This window comes from Roseburia sp. AM51-8, from assembly GCF_003478275.1.
In the GTDB taxonomy this organism is placed as follows: domain Bacteria; phylum Bacillota; class Clostridia; order Lachnospirales; family Lachnospiraceae; genus Pararoseburia; species Pararoseburia lenta.
In genome coordinates this window covers 318851-337238 of the sequence record NZ_QUEY01000002.1, presented here as the reverse complement: position 1 = coordinate 337238, position 18388 = coordinate 318851, and the positions used below count along the sequence as shown (strand labels likewise).

Below are 18388 nucleotides of genomic sequence, written 5' to 3'. Positions count from 1 at the left end.
GATAACACATTTCGAACATACGTTCAATATCTTTATCGACGTTCCTTTACCATCATAAGGAAGGTACCAAGCAAAAGCGCACTGGATACCCAGATGGCTTTCATGCCCCAATGCAGGGAGCAGATACCGCCAAATCCTGCGCCCAGCGCAAAGATCAGGATGATTCCATAATAATGCGCCGCCTTTTTCAAGGCTCCCTTCTGGTGGTCACGCAGATAGACGGACAGACTCTCGGTTCCACTGCGCAGATTACCGATACACATGGTGCTGGCATAGCCGTATCCGTGCACCTTACGGAAGGTCTGCACCTGCATGGAGCAGGCAAAGGAAACGATCATATTCGCCGCCATATTATATTTTGCCGGGATAAATCCCACAACAAAAAGCAGGGTCATTTCGATCACAACAATGATCTGACGCCAGTGGATATGTTTGGCATATTTGTATTTATGCCCGATCTGCTCTGCCACCAGCACACCAAAGGCAAATGCCACGATCGGGAATAGATAATGCAGTGCCTTATACCAATCTCCCATCAAAAAGTGCTGGCTCATGAGTACCACGTTTCCGGTTTGTGCATTGGAAAAGACCTCCCCGCGCACATTGTAGGTATAAGCATCCTGAAAGCCTCCCGACACCGCTAAGATCGCACTCAAAAGAAAGGTCTCCGACGTCTGCATCTTTTGTTTCTTTTTTTTTCCCATCATCCTGCCTCTTCTATTTTAAATAAATATTTGCCCTCTACAATACTTCTCGCTAAGAATTGTACCCCTTTTTTCTTTTTTTGCAATGCCACACCGATGTCCATCTCAACGAATGCGTATTTTTGACTTCTGTCGGCTTGCCACCAGTGGCAGCATGATAAAATCAGGCACCAGACGCTGCAAGACTGCACCTATGCGTATCATAAAGGTCGGCACGATGATGGTACGGCGCAGGCGCATCCCTCGCAGGGCTTCCGCTACACACTGGTCTGCCGTGATACCGGGCAGGGCAAAAACAACATTCGCCCGCGCATTAAACTCTGTATCGACAGGTCCCGGACAGAGCGCGCAGACATAAACACCGCTTTTTTTCTCCCGCTGTTCCTCTGCAATACTTTTTGTCAGACTGACAACATATGCCTTGGTCGCATAATAGGTTGCCATATAAGGGCCCCCCGGCAAAAGTCCGGCAGACGATGCCACATTGAGGATGGTTCCCTTGCCCTTGACCTGCATCTGGCGCAGGACCTCCTTACATAAGATATGCATAGCCTCGACATTGACACGGATCATATCCATATCCTTGGAAAGATCTGTCCTTGCAAAATCGCCGCAGTTTCCAAATCCGGCATTATTGATAAAAATATCTATGGTCTCCTCTTTTAAAATTTCACAGACACGATAGCACTCTTTCTCTTTGAAAAGATCTGCCGTCTCAATCCGACAGGGAACTCCTAAATTTTCTGCTAATTTTTCCAGACGCCCCTGTCTTCTTGCTGTTAAGATCAGGCGATATCCCTTTTTCGCATATGCTTTGGCAAATGCCAGTCCAATACCGGAACTTGCACCCGTGATCCATACTGTTTTCTGCTTTTTTTTCATACCTAGCCACCTTTCTTTTCCACATCTGTCTATTATCACAATTCCGTTGAAAAATGACATTTTTCACGCTATAATAATAGGAACTAAAATAATGGATATTTATATATGAAGGAGTATTCCCTATGGACAACAAAAAAAATCTTATAGCCAAACTACTCAAACCCCTCATAGGCTTTTTAGTACTGATGCTTGCCTTTGAGATTATTTTATTTGAACTCTTATCTCATGGTTTCCTGAATACACTGGTTGCCATGATCATACAGATCATCGTCATCGCCGCTATCTTCGGACTGCTGACCTCTTTTATCCTTTCGCTCCTGCACCCTTTCTTAGCCGCTATCCGTGGTAAGGAAGCACCGGCAGAATCCGAAAAGCAAAAAGAGAAATTTAAAAAATTTGCACAGCGCGACGATGCACTCGGCGAGGCTGTCCGTACCATCCAGAGCAATACCATTGGTCTTGCTACTATGGTAACACAGATCTCCAGTGCAACACAAGAACTTGCCGCTGTTTCCGAGAGTTTCAAACAGATCTCCGGTGAGATGTCCGATGCCATGACCGATACCGAGTCAGCCATTACATCCATCGTTGACAATACCGGCGCACAGGCAGACAGCACACTGGATATGCAGGACAAGATCAACGCGATCGGCGATGCGATCGACAAGATCGTAGCCAATGTCGCTGCCCTCAATGCTTCTGCTGACAAGGTTCGTTCCTGCAACGAAGCCGCAGAGACCATCATCCGCGAACTGATCCTCAACAGTGAGGAAAGCGGTCAGGCCATTGAGCAGGTGCGCCAGCAGACAGAACTTACCAACCAGTCCACCCAGCAGATTCGTACCGCTACAGAACTGATCGCAGATATTTCCGCACAGACCAACCTTTTGGCGCTGAATGCCAGTATCGAGGCTGCCAGAGCGGGCGATGCAGGCAAGGGCTTTGCCGTTGTTGCTGACGAGATCCGCGCGCTTGCCGATCAATCCAAGTCTTCTACCGAGCAGATCAATACGATTGTCAATGAACTTTTGAGCAATGCCAATGTCAGTGTAGAGATTACCGAGAAAGTTACCGATTCCTTTGCAAAGCAAAACGAAAAGATCAACGAGACAAAGGATATCTTTGGTCAGTTGAACGAGGAGATCAATCTGGTAACCCAGTCTATCTCTGATATTGATACCGAGATCACTGAGTTAGGCGATCACAAGAACCGTATCGAAAACACTGTAAACAATCTGGCATCCTCCGCAGAGGAAAATGCCAACAATGCCGAGATTACCGGCAAGAATATGGAACACTTCCACAATATCGCTCTTGCCAATGAGCGCGAGACGGACCGCATCATCAAGGTATCCGACGAACTGGTATCCTTTGCTACACAGATCAGCAAGGGAAAGGAAGAAGGCGTCAACCTCATCAAGAGTGTCAGAGGTCAGCAGTAAATTTATTTTAGAACCATAAAAGAGTAGGCATTTGATTGCCTACTCTTTTTATGTCTATCTCTCATCTACAACTTGGAAGATGAAGAACTTCAGATAATAAGATTCATCTGCCGCCCACAGGATCGGATGATCCGGGCTCTGGGTGCGAAATTCCACCTGACGCAGACGCTTGTGGGTTGCCTTGGCTGCCTCCTTGATGGTCTTTGCCAGAAGTTCCTGTGTCATAAAGTGGGAGCAGGAACAAGTTGCCAGATAACCGCCATTTTTGACCAGTTTCATGCCTTTCATGTTGATCTCACGATAGCCCTTGATGGCATTCTTTGTCGCCTCTCTTGACTTGGTAAAGGCAGGCGGATCCAAGATCACCACATCATACTTTGCCCCCTCATTTGCCAGACGCGGCAATTCATCCAGGACATTGGCACAGCGAAACTTTACACGATCTTCCAGATGATTGAGAACTGCATTGGCTCTTGCCTGTTCTATGGCAAACTCGGAAATATCCAGCCCTGTGACTTCCTTGGCTCCGGCTATCCCGGCATTCAGGGCAAAAGTTCCCATATGGGTAAAGCAGTCTAAGACGGTCTTGCCCTGACAGATGCGCTGCATAGCAAGACGGTTGTACTTCTGATCCAAAAAGAAGCCCGTCTTTTGTCCGTCCACAAGGTCCACCATGTAGTGTACACCATTTTCCACAATTTCCACATTGGTGGCAAAAGGCTCCCCGATAAAGCCCTTGACACGCGGAAGCCCTTCTTTGAGCCGCACCTTGGCATCGCTTCGTTCATAGACACCGCGGATCATGATTCCGTCTTTTGCCAGTGTCTCCTTCAAAAGCCCGACGATGGTCTCTTTCATGCGGTCGATCCCCAGCGCCAGCGACTCGACCACCAGGACATCCTCATATTTATCCACGACCAATCCCGGCAAAAAGTCTGCCTCGCCAAAGATCAGACGACAGGAGGAAGTATCCACCGTATCCTTGCGGTACTGCCATGCATTTTCCACACGCCGCCGCAGAAAATCTTCATCAATCAACTGATCCGGTTCTCTTGTCATCATGCGGATGCGGATCTTGGAATTCTGGTTGATATAACCACGTCCCATGATATATCCGTCAAAGTCATGTACCAGTACAATATCACCATTGGTAAAAGTTCCCATGATGGTGTCGATCTCATTATCATAGATCCAGAGTCCGCCCGCCTTCAGGCTTCTTCCTTCCCCTTTTTTCAGTGTTACTACTGCTTCTGCCATACTTTTCTCCTATCTCTTTTTCCTGCTCTTTCTTCTGGCGCATCCGAACGACCACTTCATATACTTCCGGTCGTCTTTCTTTCAGATGATCGTCCAGCAAATGTCTGCGCTCCTTAAAACGTTCCGCCAGTTCCGGATGCTCTAGGGCAATGCGGTCATGCACTTCCTGTCTGTGAGTTTCCAGACGGGCTGCTAAAGTTTCCTCATCTTTACCGGAAATATTAACGATCTCCTTTAGATGTTCCTCCAGATGTTCCAACCACTCATCCTCATCCAAGGCCTCCATATGACTCCACCTGCCATGCAAAAGTTCCTCGACATCGCCTGTCTGCTTCAACTGTTCAATCTGTAGAGCAATCTGTTTTTCGATCTGTTCTTCGCTCTCCTTGCCAAACGCCCAGACAAATTCCTGCACACGGTTGTCTGCCCGCTTGCGCGAAGCACTGCGCTCCTCATTATCCACGCCGCCTTCCAAGGGATAAGGACGTTGATAGCCCATATCCTTTAGGGCAATATGGATGGTGCGCCGGACGGCTCCTTCCTCGATCATGTAGCCCAGTCCCAATTTGCGCAACTGGTCATTGACACCGGCAATGTGCTCTGTCATGTAAAAACGGATATTTTCTTCCTTTAATTTATGGTACAAAATTCCCAGTCGGTCTGCCGCGGTAATATCAAGGCTGCCGACACCGCTGGCATCCAAGATCACTGCCCTTGTCTCCGGCGTGATATGGTCTGTAATGTCCTGCTCCAAGACCGCGGTATTGGCAAAAAGAGATTACTGCTAAAGCGGTAGATCAAGACACCGGAAACAGCATGGATCTGGTCGCTCTCCGTCAGATCCCGGAAATGTTTGTGCCCCGGCTGGATACCCAGAAAGCACCTTGCCGGTTTGGAGGTACGGATGATCATTTCAGAAAAAGAAAGGATCATACCGATCAAAACGCCGTTGATCGTACCCAGCAGCAAAACGCCGACAAAAGCACCGACAAAAATAAAGAACTCCGTCCGACTGACCTTCCACAGTCTTGCCGCCAGATCAAACTCCGTCGCGCCAAGCAGGGCAGAGATCACGATTGCCGTCAAGATAGGCACCGGCAGATAACCGATAAACCCGGTTCCGCACAGCAGAAGAACGATCATGGATAGCCCTGCGACAATCCCTGTCAACTGGGTCTTAGCCTGATATTGTTCTCCCATGGCAGTTCTGGAAACCGATCCGTTCATCGGACAACAGCCGGTCAGAGCCGCCACAAAATTACCCATAGAAAAGGCAAAGATCTCCCGGTTGTCATCAATCCGGTAACCGTTCTTTCCGGCAAAAGAATTTTCTGCCAAAAGGGTCTCTGCCATGATAACGACAGCAACCGATAAACTGATGGTCATGGCATCCACAAAAGGCACTGCGGAAAGATCCGGCAGGCTCCATTCTGGCATACCCGGCTCTACCGCTGATAAAGTGGCGATCCCCCAGGTCTGCAAAGGCAGATACTTAGACAGCAAAACGCCAAGCGCCATCAAGACCACTGCCATAGGAAACTTTGGCATGATCTTCTTGGATAACAAAAGGATACACAGTGCCAGAAGTCCCAAGAGCAGAGACGGCACATTCAATCCCGGCAGGCTTTCCCATAAATGCAAGAGCAATTCCGGCAACTCACCTGTCCCTGCACTTCCTCCCAAGAGTTTCGGTGCCTGCATCAGAATGATCGTGGTACAGATACCCGTGATAAAACCACCCATGACCGGTGCTGAGATGTAATTGACCAATTTGCCGGCTCCAAGCAGAGAGAATACTAAGAGCCATACCGCTACCCAGAAGGTAAGTACCGGAACGACAGACATCGCCTCTGCCGATCCACTTTCTATCCCCATACCAAGCAACGCCGATCCGACCAATGCCGCCGGAGCCGCATCCACGCCAAAAATGAACTGGGGCGATGTGGAAAAGAGGGCAAACAGAAGAATAGGGAATACCGATCCATACAAGCCGTAAACTGCGGGCAAGCCCGCAATCTGCGCATATCCCATGGATATCGGGATAGAAACTGCCATAATGATCAGCCCCGCAAACATATCCTTGGGCAAGTTTTTCTTGTCATAATCTCTCAGTGTCTGTGCCAACTGTATCTTCATCCGCCATATCACCTCTCACTTTATGTCCTATCTTCTCCCCTTCCAAAGATCACGGTTCTGTGTTGCTTCCGATTTTCTCCTCGATCTCATGGATCCGCGGCAGGTTCCACCGATAATAGGATGCCAGAAGCCGGATCGCAATCACTAAGATCGCACAGAGAATAGTCGCCCATGCTACGCCCACCAGATCATCCATGACCACATAGGCGATCGCGCCTACGGCAGATGCCATGGCATAGACATGCTTTTTAAAAATATAAGGAATGGAACCGCTCAGCACATCTCGCAGGGCACCTCCACCGACACCGGTGATCACACCGACAACGATCAGGATAAAAGCATGTGCATCTTCCAGATGACTCTGCGCCACATTGATACCAATGACCGTAAAAATACCAAGCCCTATCGCATCGGAAATATTGAGCATATTTGCCGTGATAGGGCTCTGGCTCTGATCCAGATGCTTCTTTCGTGCCGCCCAGATAAAGACAATGCAGGCAACAACCGTCGCCACACCGATATCCAGTGGATCTTGCAAAGCGATTGGGGGCAGAATGCCAAGCAAAACATCCCTGGTCATGCCCCCGCCTACAGTCGTTACAATGCTAAGGACACAGACGCCAAAAATATCCATCCGCTTCTCGATCGCGGTCATTGCCCCGGACACGGCAAATGCCACATCCCCGATCAGGTTCATGATCTCAATCAAAAGATCTATATTCATATCGTCATTCTCCCTGTTCTTTTATCCTAATATAAATCCGCCGATTAGATTTACCGCATAGGCAACGAGCCAGGCAATCACGCATTGCCAGATAACAACGCCCCACGCCCACTTGCGTCCTAATTCCCGACGAATAGATGCAATTGCAGCAACACACGGTGTGTATAATAAACTAAATACAAGCAGGCACATAGCTGCAAGTGGTGTCATAAACTGCTGCATCGCACCGCCAAAAAGCACTTCCAGTGTAGATACCACGCTTTCTTTTGCCATAAATCCGCTGATCAGGGAAACACAGATCCTCCAATCTCCCAGACCAAGTGGTTTAAAGATTGGCACTAACACGCTTGCGATCATGGCAAGTATACTGTCCTTTGAATCTTGTACAAGGCTAAAGTGCGGGCTGAAACTGCGAAGGAACCATATACAGATGGTTGCCATGAAGATTACAGTAAAAGCCTTCTGGATAAAATCCTTGGCTTTTTCCCATAAGAGCTGCAACACATTTTTTGCTCCCGGAAGACGATAATTCGGCAGTTCCATGACAAATGGCACTGCCTCTCCTTTAAACAGCGTCTTGCGGTAAACAAGTGCCACAAGAATGCCCACAGCAATTCCAAGTATATATAATCCCATCATGATCAAGGCTCCATGTCCTGGGAAAAAGGCACTGATCAGGAAAGAATAAATCGGCAGTTTTGCAGAGCAACTCATAAATGGTGTCAACAAAATGGTCATCTTACGATCCCTCTCACTCGGAAGTGTTCTTGTTGACATAAGTGCCGGAACCGTACATCCAAATCCGAGCAGCATTGGGACGATACTTCTGCCTGACAGACCGATTTTCCGAAGCAGTTTATCCATGACAAAGGCAACTCTGGCAATGTAGCCACTGTCCTCCATCAAAGAAAGGAAGAAGAAGAGGGTTACAATGATCGGCAGGAAACTCAAGACACTTCCCACGCCGGTAAAAATGCCATCGATGACCAGCCCTCGCAATACTTCATTAACATCCGCCGCGATCATCAGTTGTTCTGTCGCATCGGATAATTGTGATATGCCAAGTTCCAGCAAATTTTGCAGCCATGCACCGATCACATTAAAAGTCAGATAAAATACCAGAAGCATAATGCCAAAGAAGCAAGGAATTGCCGTGTATTTTCCGGTCAGTATGCGGTCAATCTTCTGGCTTCGGATACGCTCTTTGCTTTCTTTTGGCTTAACTACCGTCTGCTCGCATACCTTTTCGATAAAGGTAAATCGCATATCGGCAATAGCAGCGCTCCGGTCGATACCACGTTCTTTTTCCATCTGAAGGATCAAGTGCTCAATCGCTTCTTTTTCATTGTCATCCAATTTCAGGCGTTCCATGATCAGAGCATCGCCCTCGATAATCTTTGCTGCTGCAAAACGCACCGGGATCTCTGCCGCTTTCGCATGATCATCGATCAAATGACAGATGGCATGAATGCAGCGATGTACAGACCCACCAAAATCATTTTCATCACAAAAATCCTGTCTTCCCGGCTTCTCCTGATATTTCGCGATGTGCATGGCATGGCGCACCAGTTCATCCACCCCCTCATTTTTTGCTGCCGAGATTGGAACCACTGGAACTCCAAGCATTTCTTCCATGTGATTTACATCAATAGAACCGCCATTTCCCGTCATCTCGTCCATCATGTTAAGCGCCACAACAGTCGGTATGTCCATCTCCAGCAACTGCATCGTAAGATAAAGATTTCTCTCGATATTTGTCGCGTCCACAATATTGATGATTGCCTTTGGATGTTCCTCTAATACAAAGTTACGCGAAACAATTTCCTCACTGCTATAAGGAGACATAGAATAAATTCCCGGCAGATCTGTTACTTTCGTATGCGCCTGTCCTCGAATCGGACCATCTTTACGATCTACGGTTACCCCCGGAAAATTTCCGATATGCTGGTTGGAACCTGTCAACTGATTGAACAGTGTCGTCTTGCCACAATTCTGGTTTCCCACCAAAGCAAAGGTCAGGTCTTCGCTATCCGGTAATGGATCCCCATCGCCCTTGCTATGATACTTGCCTTCCTCACCAAGACCCGGATGAACAGATTTATTGATATCACTTGTTCCTTCGTGGCTGCGTGCTCTTGCAGCAATCAGTTCCACATCAATCTGCGCTGCGTCATCCAAACGCAAGGTCAATTCGTAGCCATGCACCTGAAATTCCATAGGATCTCCCATCGGTGCATATTTGATCAAAGTAATCTCTGCTCCCGGGATGACTCCCATATCCAAAAAATGTTGCCGCAGAGCACCCTCTCCGCCCACACGCGTAATGATTGCACTCTGTCCTATCTCTAGTTCTTTTAATGTCATCATTTCATCCTCTTCGTCTAAAAAGGCACCCTCATTTCGAGGATGCCCTTTTCTTGCAACGAAACCTCGTCGCTTTATACTATCACATTTTTCTGTAAAATTAAATGTTCAAAAGATCACTAAATTCTTTTAATGCGCCGTCTGTCTCATGAGCCAGAACACGTTTTGCCAGAACCTTGCCAAGTTGTACTCCTTCCTGGTCGAAACTGTTGACATTCCAAAGGAATCCCTGGAACATGATCTTGTTTTCAAAGTGTGCAAGCAAAGCGCCAAGTGCCTGTGGGTTCAACTGATCTCCAATGATGATGCTGGATGGACGACCGCCCTCAAAATTCTTGTTACGGTTGTCATCTGCTTTACCACATGCAAATGCAACAATCTGTGCTGCGACATTGGCACAAAGTTTCTGCTGGCTTGTGCTGTCCTGAATCACAACATCTGTACCGATCTGGCTATTCTTAAAGCCGATGAACTGCAATGGCACGATATCGGTTCCCTGATGGAGCAACTGATAGAAAGAATGCTGGCCATTGGTTCCCGGTTCACCAAAGAGTACCGGTCCGGTCACATAATCTACCGGCTCTCCAAAACGATTGACTGACTTACCGTTGGACTCCATATCTGCCTGCTGCAAGTGTGCAGGAAAACGGCTGAGCGCCTGTGAATACGGAAGGACTGCGGTTGCAGGATAGCCCAAGATATTTCTCTCATAAACCCCGATCAAGGCATCTAACATAGCAGGGTTTTCTCTGACATTAGCATTGGCTGAAAGTTTGTCCTCTGCTGCTGCACCGTCTAAGAATGCTGCAAAAACTTCCGGTCCGAATGCCAGTGAAAGTACGGCTCCGCCTACGGCAGAGGTAGAAGAATAACGTCCACCGATGTAATCGTCCATAAAGAAGGCTGCCAGATAATCATCACTCTTGGCAAGCGGTGATGTCTCACTGGTAACGGCGATCATATGACGGGATGCGTCGAGTCCTGCCTTTGCCAATGCATCCTTGACGAATGACTCATTTGTCAGTGTCTCTAAAGTCGTGCCTGATTTTGACACGAGAACAAAAATCGAATGTGCTACATCAACAGATGCCAGTACGGCTGCTGCATCATCCGGGTCTACATTGCTGATGAACTTGGCTTCCATCTTGAAGGTTTTGTTCTTCTTTGCCCAGTTCTCCAGTGCCAGATACATAGCACGCGGGCCCAAGTCACTACCACCGATACCGATCTGGACTACTGTCGTAAATTTCTCGCCTGCGGCATTGGTGATCTCGCCACTGTGTACCTTGTTGGCGAAATCAGCGATACGCTGCTGCTGCTCTACATAAAAGGCTCTCTTGTCCACGCCGTCTGCGGTAACAGTATCTCCCAACTGACCTCTGGTCAAATGATGCAGAACCAGACGGTTCTCCCCGGTATTGATCACGGCACCATTGTATAATTCTGCAAATTTGTCAGAAAGTTCTGCCTCTGCTGCCAGTTTTTCCAGTGCGTCGATCACCTGATCGTCAACCTGTTTTGCTGCGTAGTTATATGTAAGACCTTCTGCCATCGGAACGCTGTATTTCTTTACACGATCTGCTCCGTTCTGTCCGGACATAGCCTCTACTAAATTTACTTTTTGAACCTTTGCCAACTCACCAAAAGAAGCAAGGGTATCTAAGTTTTTCCACTGTGTCATAAAATTTCCTCCTCACTCATGCATCTACTCTAACAATCGAAAAAATTATACTATTAAATGTCTCTCAGTTCAAGGCACAGACCCACCGATAAAATGGAATTTTTTTCGTATATTTTCGATAGTTTCCTTTGACTCCCCAAGTTTCTGTGCTATGATTGTGGTATCTATGGAAGGAGGTTTCTTATGTACGAATTTACAGAAGATTGCATGATACATATAGAAGAAATTGATAACGAACACCGCAGATTGTTCCAAATGATCAACGAGGCGATCGATCTCGCAGCGCACACCGAGGATGTCACAACCATCGCCGACAGCCTTCTGCCTCGTTTAAAGGAATACGCTGCCACACATTTTGCCCATGAGGAAGCCTACATGGAGAGCATCAACGACCCGGAACTGCCCTTACAGCGTAAGGAACATACGGCTTTTACAGAAAAGATGAATACCTTTGTACTGGATACATCCTCCCCGGAAGCCGCCCGCACATCCTTAAATGATCTGCTGACCTATCTGGTACGCTGGCTCTATCATCATATCTTAAGCAGTGATATCATGATCGGCAAAATGTGTCAAAAACCGGAGCCGACCGAAGATCCTTTTGCCTTTACAGACAAGTACAAGACCGGTATCGAACTGGTCGACAACGAACACAAGCAGTTGTTTGCCATCATCCGTGAAGTCAACGATCTGATCCACGAAGAATTGCTTCATGACAAGTACGATGAGATCATGCGCCTGCTTGCCGAATTAAGGCAATACACCGAGTTTCATTTCAGTGATGAGGAAGCCTGATGGAGCAGATCTCCTATCCGGAGTTTGAGGCACAAAAGCGCGCCCATTCTGCTTTTGTAGAGCGTCTGGTAGAGATCGATCTGTCCGAACTGGATGCCATGGACGACAACCAGCAGGAATATCTGATCAATCTGATCGATTTTCTTCTGGCATGGTTATCCAATCACATCCTTGGTTCCGACAAAAAGATCGGTGACTATATAAGAACACAGCACTTATCTGCAACGGACATTTAATTGCAGATAGGATCTTTCAAATATAAAACAGACCGTCTGGCGTCTTTTAGGACACCGGGCGGTTTGTTTCCTTGCCTAAAGCGGTAATCTTCGCTGCCTGCGCTGTTTTTTGCACCTCCCTACCCTATATATGCTTATCACTTACTTTCTTCCATCTCCAGTACCAGTGGTGTATGATCCTGTCTGGCGCCTGAATCCAGCATTTCGGATCTTAGGATTCCATCCTTGATCCTGTCACTGACCAGAAAATAATCAATTCTCCATCCGGAGTTGTTGATCTTGCTGGTCTTGACCCTCTGCGCCCACCAGGAATAGACCTTTTCCACATTGCCATGCAGATAACGGAAAGAATCAACAAAACCTTTGGCAAGCAGATGGGAAAAGCCCTCTCGCTCCTCATCTGTAAAGCCCGCAGACATATGGTTGCCGTCCGGGTTCGCCAAGTCGATCTCCTCATGTGCCACGTTAAAATCACCACAGGCAATGACCGGTTTCTTTTGATCCAGCCCACTCAGATAATCTGCATAACAGGCATCCCATTTTTGCCTGTCTGCAAGGCGTTTCAAGCCGTCTCCCGCATTCGGTGTATAAACATTTACAAAGTAAAAATCCTCAAATTCCAGACAAAGGAGTCTTCCCTCCGCATCCATGGTATCCGGTGCGCCGATCGCCGGTGCACTCATCTGTGCCTGCAGGGACTTTTTGTATAAAACCATGGTACCCGCGTAGCCCTTTCTGGCTGGCGGTACGGAACTGACCCACTCCACCTGATAGTCCGGGAAATAGAAAGCCAATGCTTCCTTATGCTTGTCTGTCATTCCGGTTGCAGGCAGTTTTGTCTCCTGTATGCCAATAATGTCTGCATTTTCCCCTTTTATGGTGTCTAATACGGCTCTGGAAAGTTCTGCTCTTGCCGATGTTGATGTCAGTGCCGCGTTTAAAGAATCAATATTCCATGAAATAAACTTTATCATGCCATCTTCCTCTCGTCCTCAATCTTTTATGACTACTCTATCACGTCAAGCCACACGAATCAACCGAAAAGTATCCGCTTAATCTCTGCATTTTTTCTGCTTTTTATGGTATGATAGAGAACAGTGCGGATCAGCCAACTGCCGTTGATGTCAATGTCGTAGATATTTCCACAACGGGCATGGCTTTCAAATCCGACTACCAATTCAAACTCGGCACCTACTATGATGCCAATATAACACTTGAAAACAAAGAAAGTATCCAAACCATTATTGAAGTCATCCGTGCCGAATGTATCGATGACTCTATTCAATACGGCTGCTGCTTTGTCGGCATTACACCGGAACAGCAGTTTAAGATCAGTGTTTATCAGATCGTTGCTGAAAATGCAAATGCGCCGACCTAACGAAAATCTTTACAGGTTTCACTCTTCAAGATTAAGGTCAGGACTCTTTCACAGGATTGTTGTAAGGCATCCTCTTGCAGGAGTCCTTCTTTTTTTGCCTGTTCTAACGCCTTCCAGACAGATTTATCGCCCGGCATGATCAAGTCATTTCCTGCATTGATTGCCTTGGCATGGGAACACTGATTTGTCGCTGTCCAGTCACTCATGACCAGCCCCTGATATCCCCATTCTCCACGTAAGACATCCGTTAAAAGTTCTTTGTTATTGCAGACATGCAGACCATTCACACGATTATAAGAACTCATGATCGTCCATGGGTCTCCCTCTTCAATCGCAATACGAAACGCCCGAAGATAAATCTCACGCAGGGCTCTTTGTGTGACATTGGAGGACATTTCCATACGATTATCTTCCTGATTATTGCAACAGAAATGCTTGACAGAAACGCCGACGCTCCTACAGACTGCACGCCTCTTGTCACCGCTGCCGCCATCTTTCCGGATACCAGCGGATCCTCTGAATAATACTCAAAGTTTCTTCCACACAGCGGATTTCTGTGAATATTCAAGCCTGGCGCAAGCCATATAGAAATACCTATTTCCTTCATCTCCCTGCCAATGGCTTGTCCCACTTCCTCCAGTAAATCAATATCAAAACTCTGCGCAAGAAGTGTTTCACTCGGCCAGGCAGTCATATAACGATATACCTTTTGATATTTTCCCGGAAGATGTTTAATCATTTCCTCGTGCTTTTTTATCCATCCCCAGCGCCAATCTACAAGTACGCCATCCGGGAAACGCGGTGTGCCGTCTTTTGCGATCGCAGTACACGGCACAACGTTCAGTCCTGCCGGACCATCTGACATAACAATATTAGGGACGCCTTTTTTTAATAATTTGGTGCAGGTTCTTCCTGCGCCCCCATGACATTGTTGTAGCATTTCATGCTGTATCCACCGCCAGTGACCAATCTGATACGGTCGGAAATTGTTAAATTTCGCAAAAGTTCCTCTACTCGCTTCTGATAAGGGTTTGCCTGTGTCTTCTCTTTTCGTCTCCTCGGATCCACCTGCATCGCGTAACGGGTAAGACTTTCTTCGTAAACACGCTTGCCTTGTTCCGGTTGCATACGTTCATAAGAACGTGCAAATGGATGTACGGCAGACACCTGCTCCACAACCACATCTTCTGAAAGCGTCAATACCGCCACAGGGCTGACCGCTCCTGCATGCGTTCCCAACAGAACTCCATACTCGCCCTGCGGCAGGACAAACATTTCTTTTTCCTCATCATAAACCGCAAGATCACAGACATCAAAAGTTGTAGTAACCAGTTCTGTCTCCCCCGGCTGCAGACATCCGGTCTTTGCAAATGCCGCCAGTGACTTCTCCTCTACTCCTTGCACCATCTGTGGTTTTTGCAAATATAACTGAACCACCTCACGTCCGGCATATTTACCGGTATTTTTAACAGAAACATCTACTGTAACCTTACTTCCATCTACCAGAACAGCCTTTCTTCCCATAGAAAAAGTTGTATAGGACAAACCAAAACCAAACGGAAAACGCGGATGAATAGAAAAGGCATCAAAATAACGATATCCCACATAAATATCTTCCCGGTAATCTTCCTGTGACACATCCCCATTGCGATAGCCAAACGTATCGGCGCATGGATAATCATCATAGTGATATGCCCATGTGTCTGTAAGTTTTCCACATGGATTTACCTTTCCGGTCAAAATATCCGCAAGGGCATTTCCACCTTCCATACCACCTTGCGCATAGAAAATAACGGCATCAATCCGTACCTGATCCAAAATGGACAGATCTATCACACTGCCACAATTTAAAACCAGCACAAGTTTTTTATAATGTGCAGACAGAAGACGAAGACTTTCTTCTTCCACATCCGACAAAAGATAATCCCCCTTCTCATAGCGTCTGTCACCGCCTTCGCCCGCCTGTCTGGATAATACATAAATAGCGGTATCTGTCTCGTCACTCAGTTCATCTTCCAATATCGGCGTACACGCTGGATTCGGTTTCTGATATTCATGGATCACATCAAACATTTTCATGGATTGCACTGGTGAGAAACCTTTTATCTTTTCTTCTACCATCGCCTCCCACTCCGCAATATCTTCCTGAAACTTTTTTTCAAAACGATCCATCCACAGAGTCGTCGGGAAGGTAAATCCGGCATTTTTTAAGCCTTCCTCGATGGTCACGCTATGGCGCTCGTAAACATCGCCACTACCGGAACCTCCTTTCACTGTACGCCTGCTGCCTGCTCCATATAGGGCGATATTTTTATTCTGCAAAGGCAGAAGGCCTTCATTTTTCAGCAAAACATATCCCTCTGCCGCTGCTCTTCTGGCAAGTGACTTATGCTTTTTTTCACGCTCTGATTCCTCTGGTGTAAGAACTCCAAACGACTGAAATTTCTTCATTTTATTTTACCTCCAATCTAATAACTACCGGTTCCACTCCCTCTGCGGAAATGCTAACCTTGGCTTTCCCCTGCTCATTCTTTGCGCGAAGCACAGCAAGACATCTTCCCCGATATGCCATATGATGGTTCCGGTCAAACACCTCGTTGGTCTTACACAAGGCACTGCCAAATCCAGCCAGACTTACACAGCCCTCTACCGCAATATCCACACGCTTCTCTATATAAGGCTTGAGACAATGCTTCTTATCTGTAAATTCAATTGGAACATAGCAAAGATCCTGCCCGTTGGCGCGTAGTTCTTTCTTCTCGGCTTCCGCCCAAAGAATCGTCTCCTTTTGGGCTGTTCCAAGGAAATGCTGCGCGATTACATTTCCATTGGTATCTAATGCCTCTGCCCGTAAAACTCCCGGTTGGTAAACTAGGGAAAAACTTGACTTAAATTTTTTCAGCCTGCGACACCCAATCAGTCTGTCATTTAAAAAGAGTCGAACCGACTCGCCCGCCGCATATACCTCAACCGTCGTTTTTACACCTTCATAGCCTTCCCAACTCCAACTATCAATCGCATTGGTAAACTGCCAGGCTCCTTTCGTTGGCGTCTCATCTGCATGATTCAGCGGACTAACAGCAATAAATGGTTTCTTTCGCAAGCCCCATACAATCTGCATGTAATACATGGATGCCAGTGCTTTTCCCGTAATATCAATCATCCCCTGACCAGCCAGCAAAGGAAGACCTTTGTAGGAATGATACGTCCAATCTCCAATGCAGGCTTCTCCCAGATAATCCCATGCCGACCAAACGAAATCCCCGACAAGTTGCGGATATTTCTTCACTCGACTCCAATTATAAGGTAAATCTGCCACCATAGTCTCACTGCCAACCATCATGCGCTCAGGGTATTTTTTCGCATCTTCATCATAGCGCGAGGACGCATAATTCAATCCTATGATATCTAATACATCTCCCGCCGGCGCACACGCCTTATCCCCATGTCTGCCTTTACTCATAAAGAACATGAGCGGACCCAGTTTTTGTGCCATTGCATTAAAAAAAGCGGATCCCGACTTTTTATCATGATAACTTTTCCCCGGTGGCAAAGGCTTTGGCTGATATTCCCCCTTGTCACGATAGACACCGATCCCCATATGCGCATATACATTCAGCAGCACATTGATACCAGCTGTTACCGGTCGCGTGTCATCTAATCCATGCACATAATCCTGTATCATCCGACAGACTTTAATGCCTTTTGGGGTCGCTGTCTCCGATACCTCATTACCAATAGAGTACATGATCACGCTCGGGTGGTTTTCCGCAGATTCCACCATGCTTCTAACATCGTCTTTCCAACATTCGTCAAAATATCTGGCATAATCATGATATGTCTTTGGTACATACCAGCCATCAAAAGTCTCGTTCATAACATACATGCCGAGTCTGTCACAAATAGACAGTAAAATCTGTGACGCAGGGTGATGCGCCATGCGGATGGCATTGAATCCCGCATCCTTTAATATACGGATACGTCGTTCTTCCGCATCCCAAAATTCACACGCCCCCAGGACACCATGATCATGATGAATGCAGCCACCTCGCAACAGTATTTCTTTTTCATTCACCAAAAGTCCTTTTTCTGCTGACCATTCCAGTTTACGAATGCCAAAATCCAATCGTTTTTCATCTGTTTTACATTTTGCAATACAGGTATATAGTTTTGGCGTTTCATCACTCCATAATTGTACTTGCTGTAGTGTAATTTTCCCAGGTTCTCCCTCATATAGAATGTGGCTTCTATCACAAATGGAAACGGTCACAGCCTCCAGACTATCTCCTATAACATCCACAGAAATCACCGCAGGATTGATTGCAAGTGTTTTCACGCGAATTCGCTCAATATGCTGCTTCTCTTCCACAATCAGTTGCACCGGGCGATAAATACCTGCCCCCGAATACCAACGGCAGTTGGGTTCTAGAGAGTTATCTACCATAAGACGCAGACAATTTTCACCCGCTTGCAACTTACCTGTCAAATCAATATCAAACGGCGTATATCCATATTTATGGCTGCCAACTTCCACTGCATTTAAAAAGACATGGCAATTCTGATAAACCCCTTCAAAATGAACACGGACGGACTTCTCTAACCATTCCGGATTAACTTTCCAATATTTGGTATAGACATATTTTCCTCCCGGGAAAAAACCTGTATTGACACCATTTCTGCAAGAAGCATCCCGCGGTTCTGTAATCATGGCATCATGAGGCAGATGAACCCTTTCCTCAGCCTGACCTTCTTTCTGAAACAACCAGTCATCGTTAAAATCACGTGTCAT

The 18388-nt window shown here is 46.8% G+C and carries 15 protein-coding genes and 1 pseudogene; 4 read left to right on the top strand and 12 right to left on the bottom strand.

From position 1 onward, the window contains the following. Positions 1-32: 32 nt before the first annotated feature. The gene (locus DW996_RS05325; RefSeq protein WP_118535081.1) at positions 33-704 is read right to left on the bottom strand and encodes a YoaK family protein; all 672 of its coding nucleotides are present in this window, start codon (positions 702-704) and stop codon (positions 33-35) included. Positions 705-809: 105 nt separating this feature from the next. Next, entirely contained in the window at positions 810-1586 is a 777-nt protein-coding gene (locus tag DW996_RS05320) for an SDR family NAD(P)-dependent oxidoreductase (protein WP_118535080.1), read from the bottom strand. Positions 1587-1708: 122 nt separating this feature from the next. Here DW996_RS05320 and DW996_RS05315 point away from each other — a divergent pair, with 122 nt between their 5' ends. Then, positions 1709-3028 carry a methyl-accepting chemotaxis protein gene (locus tag DW996_RS05315; RefSeq protein WP_118535079.1) on the top strand — a complete coding sequence of 440 codons (1320 nt, stop codon included), beginning with the start codon at positions 1709-1711 and terminating at the stop codon, positions 3026-3028. 54 nt (positions 3029-3082) lie between these two features. Here DW996_RS05315 and DW996_RS05310 read toward each other — a convergent pair whose 3' ends face one another. The 5 genes and pseudogenes from DW996_RS05310 to DW996_RS05290 form a co-directional block, all read right to left on the bottom strand. After that, a complete protein-coding gene (locus DW996_RS05310; protein WP_118280408.1) occupies positions 3083-4285 on the bottom strand; it encodes a class I SAM-dependent rRNA methyltransferase in 1203 nt (400 codons plus the stop codon). Continuing rightward, a pseudogene (locus DW996_RS05305) lies at positions 4212-6421 on the bottom strand (SulP family inorganic anion transporter). Before DW996_RS05305 ends, DW996_RS05310 begins: the two are co-directional and overlap by 74 nt. A 49-nt stretch (positions 6422-6470) precedes the next feature. Next, entirely contained in the window at positions 6471-7145 is a 675-nt protein-coding gene (locus DW996_RS05300; RefSeq protein WP_118535078.1) for a trimeric intracellular cation channel family protein, read from the bottom strand. 21 nt (positions 7146-7166) lie between these two features. Beyond that, entirely contained in the window at positions 7167-9509 is a 2343-nt protein-coding gene (gene feoB, locus DW996_RS05295; protein WP_118535248.1) for a ferrous iron transport protein B, read from the bottom strand. Positions 9510-9609: 100 nt separating this feature from the next. After that, positions 9610-11190, bottom strand: coding sequence for a glucose-6-phosphate isomerase (locus tag DW996_RS05290; protein WP_118280411.1), 1581 nt, complete (start codon positions 11188-11190; stop codon positions 9610-9612). A 183-nt stretch (positions 11191-11373) separates the two neighbouring features. Here DW996_RS05290 and DW996_RS05285 point away from each other — a divergent pair, with 183 nt between their 5' ends. Next, positions 11374-11985: a bacteriohemerythrin gene (locus DW996_RS05285; RefSeq protein ID WP_330428792.1), complete on the top strand. Its 612-nt coding sequence runs from the start codon at positions 11374-11376 to the stop codon at positions 11983-11985. Further along, complete coding sequence (locus DW996_RS14085) at positions 11985-12221, top strand: bacteriohemerythrin (protein WP_330428791.1); 237 nt, start codon at positions 11985-11987, stop codon at positions 12219-12221. The genes DW996_RS05285 and DW996_RS14085 overlap by 1 nt, the downstream gene beginning before the upstream one ends. Before the next feature lie 137 nt (positions 12222-12358). Here the strand turns inward: DW996_RS14085 and DW996_RS05280 are convergent, their stop codons facing one another. Then, the gene (locus tag DW996_RS05280; RefSeq protein ID WP_243098676.1) at positions 12359-13195 is read right to left on the bottom strand and encodes an exodeoxyribonuclease III; all 837 of its coding nucleotides are present in this window, start codon (positions 13193-13195) and stop codon (positions 12359-12361) included. Between the two features lie 110 nt (positions 13196-13305). On the opposite strand from DW996_RS05280, the gene DW996_RS05275 reads away from it, so the two are divergent. Beyond that, complete coding sequence (locus DW996_RS05275; protein WP_118535077.1) at positions 13306-13599, top strand: PilZ domain-containing protein; 294 nt, start codon at positions 13306-13308, stop codon at positions 13597-13599. Here DW996_RS05275 and DW996_RS13590 read toward each other — a convergent pair. From DW996_RS13590 to DW996_RS05255, 4 genes are read right to left on the bottom strand one after another with little or no spacing between them, the layout of a single operon-like run. Beyond that, positions 13596-13994, bottom strand: a complete 399-nt coding sequence (locus tag DW996_RS13590) for a glycoside hydrolase family 3 N-terminal domain-containing protein (protein ID WP_279220147.1) — start codon at positions 13992-13994, stop codon at positions 13596-13598. The genes DW996_RS05275 and DW996_RS13590 overlap by 4 nt on opposite strands. Beyond that, positions 13901-14464, bottom strand: a complete 564-nt coding sequence (locus DW996_RS13585) for a glycoside hydrolase family 3 N-terminal domain-containing protein (RefSeq protein WP_158575218.1) — start codon at positions 14462-14464, stop codon at positions 13901-13903. Before DW996_RS13585 ends, DW996_RS13590 begins: the two co-directional genes overlap by 94 nt. A 23-nt stretch (positions 14465-14487) precedes the next feature. Continuing rightward, the gene (locus tag DW996_RS05260) at positions 14488-16050 is read right to left on the bottom strand and encodes a glycoside hydrolase family 3 C-terminal domain-containing protein (RefSeq protein WP_118535074.1); all 1563 of its coding nucleotides are present in this window, start codon (positions 16048-16050) and stop codon (positions 14488-14490) included. A gap of 1 nt (position 16051) precedes the next feature. Then, on the bottom strand, positions 16052-18388 hold the full coding sequence (locus DW996_RS05255) for a glycoside hydrolase family 2 TIM barrel-domain containing protein (protein WP_118535073.1): 2337 nt from the start codon (positions 18386-18388) through the stop codon (positions 16052-16054).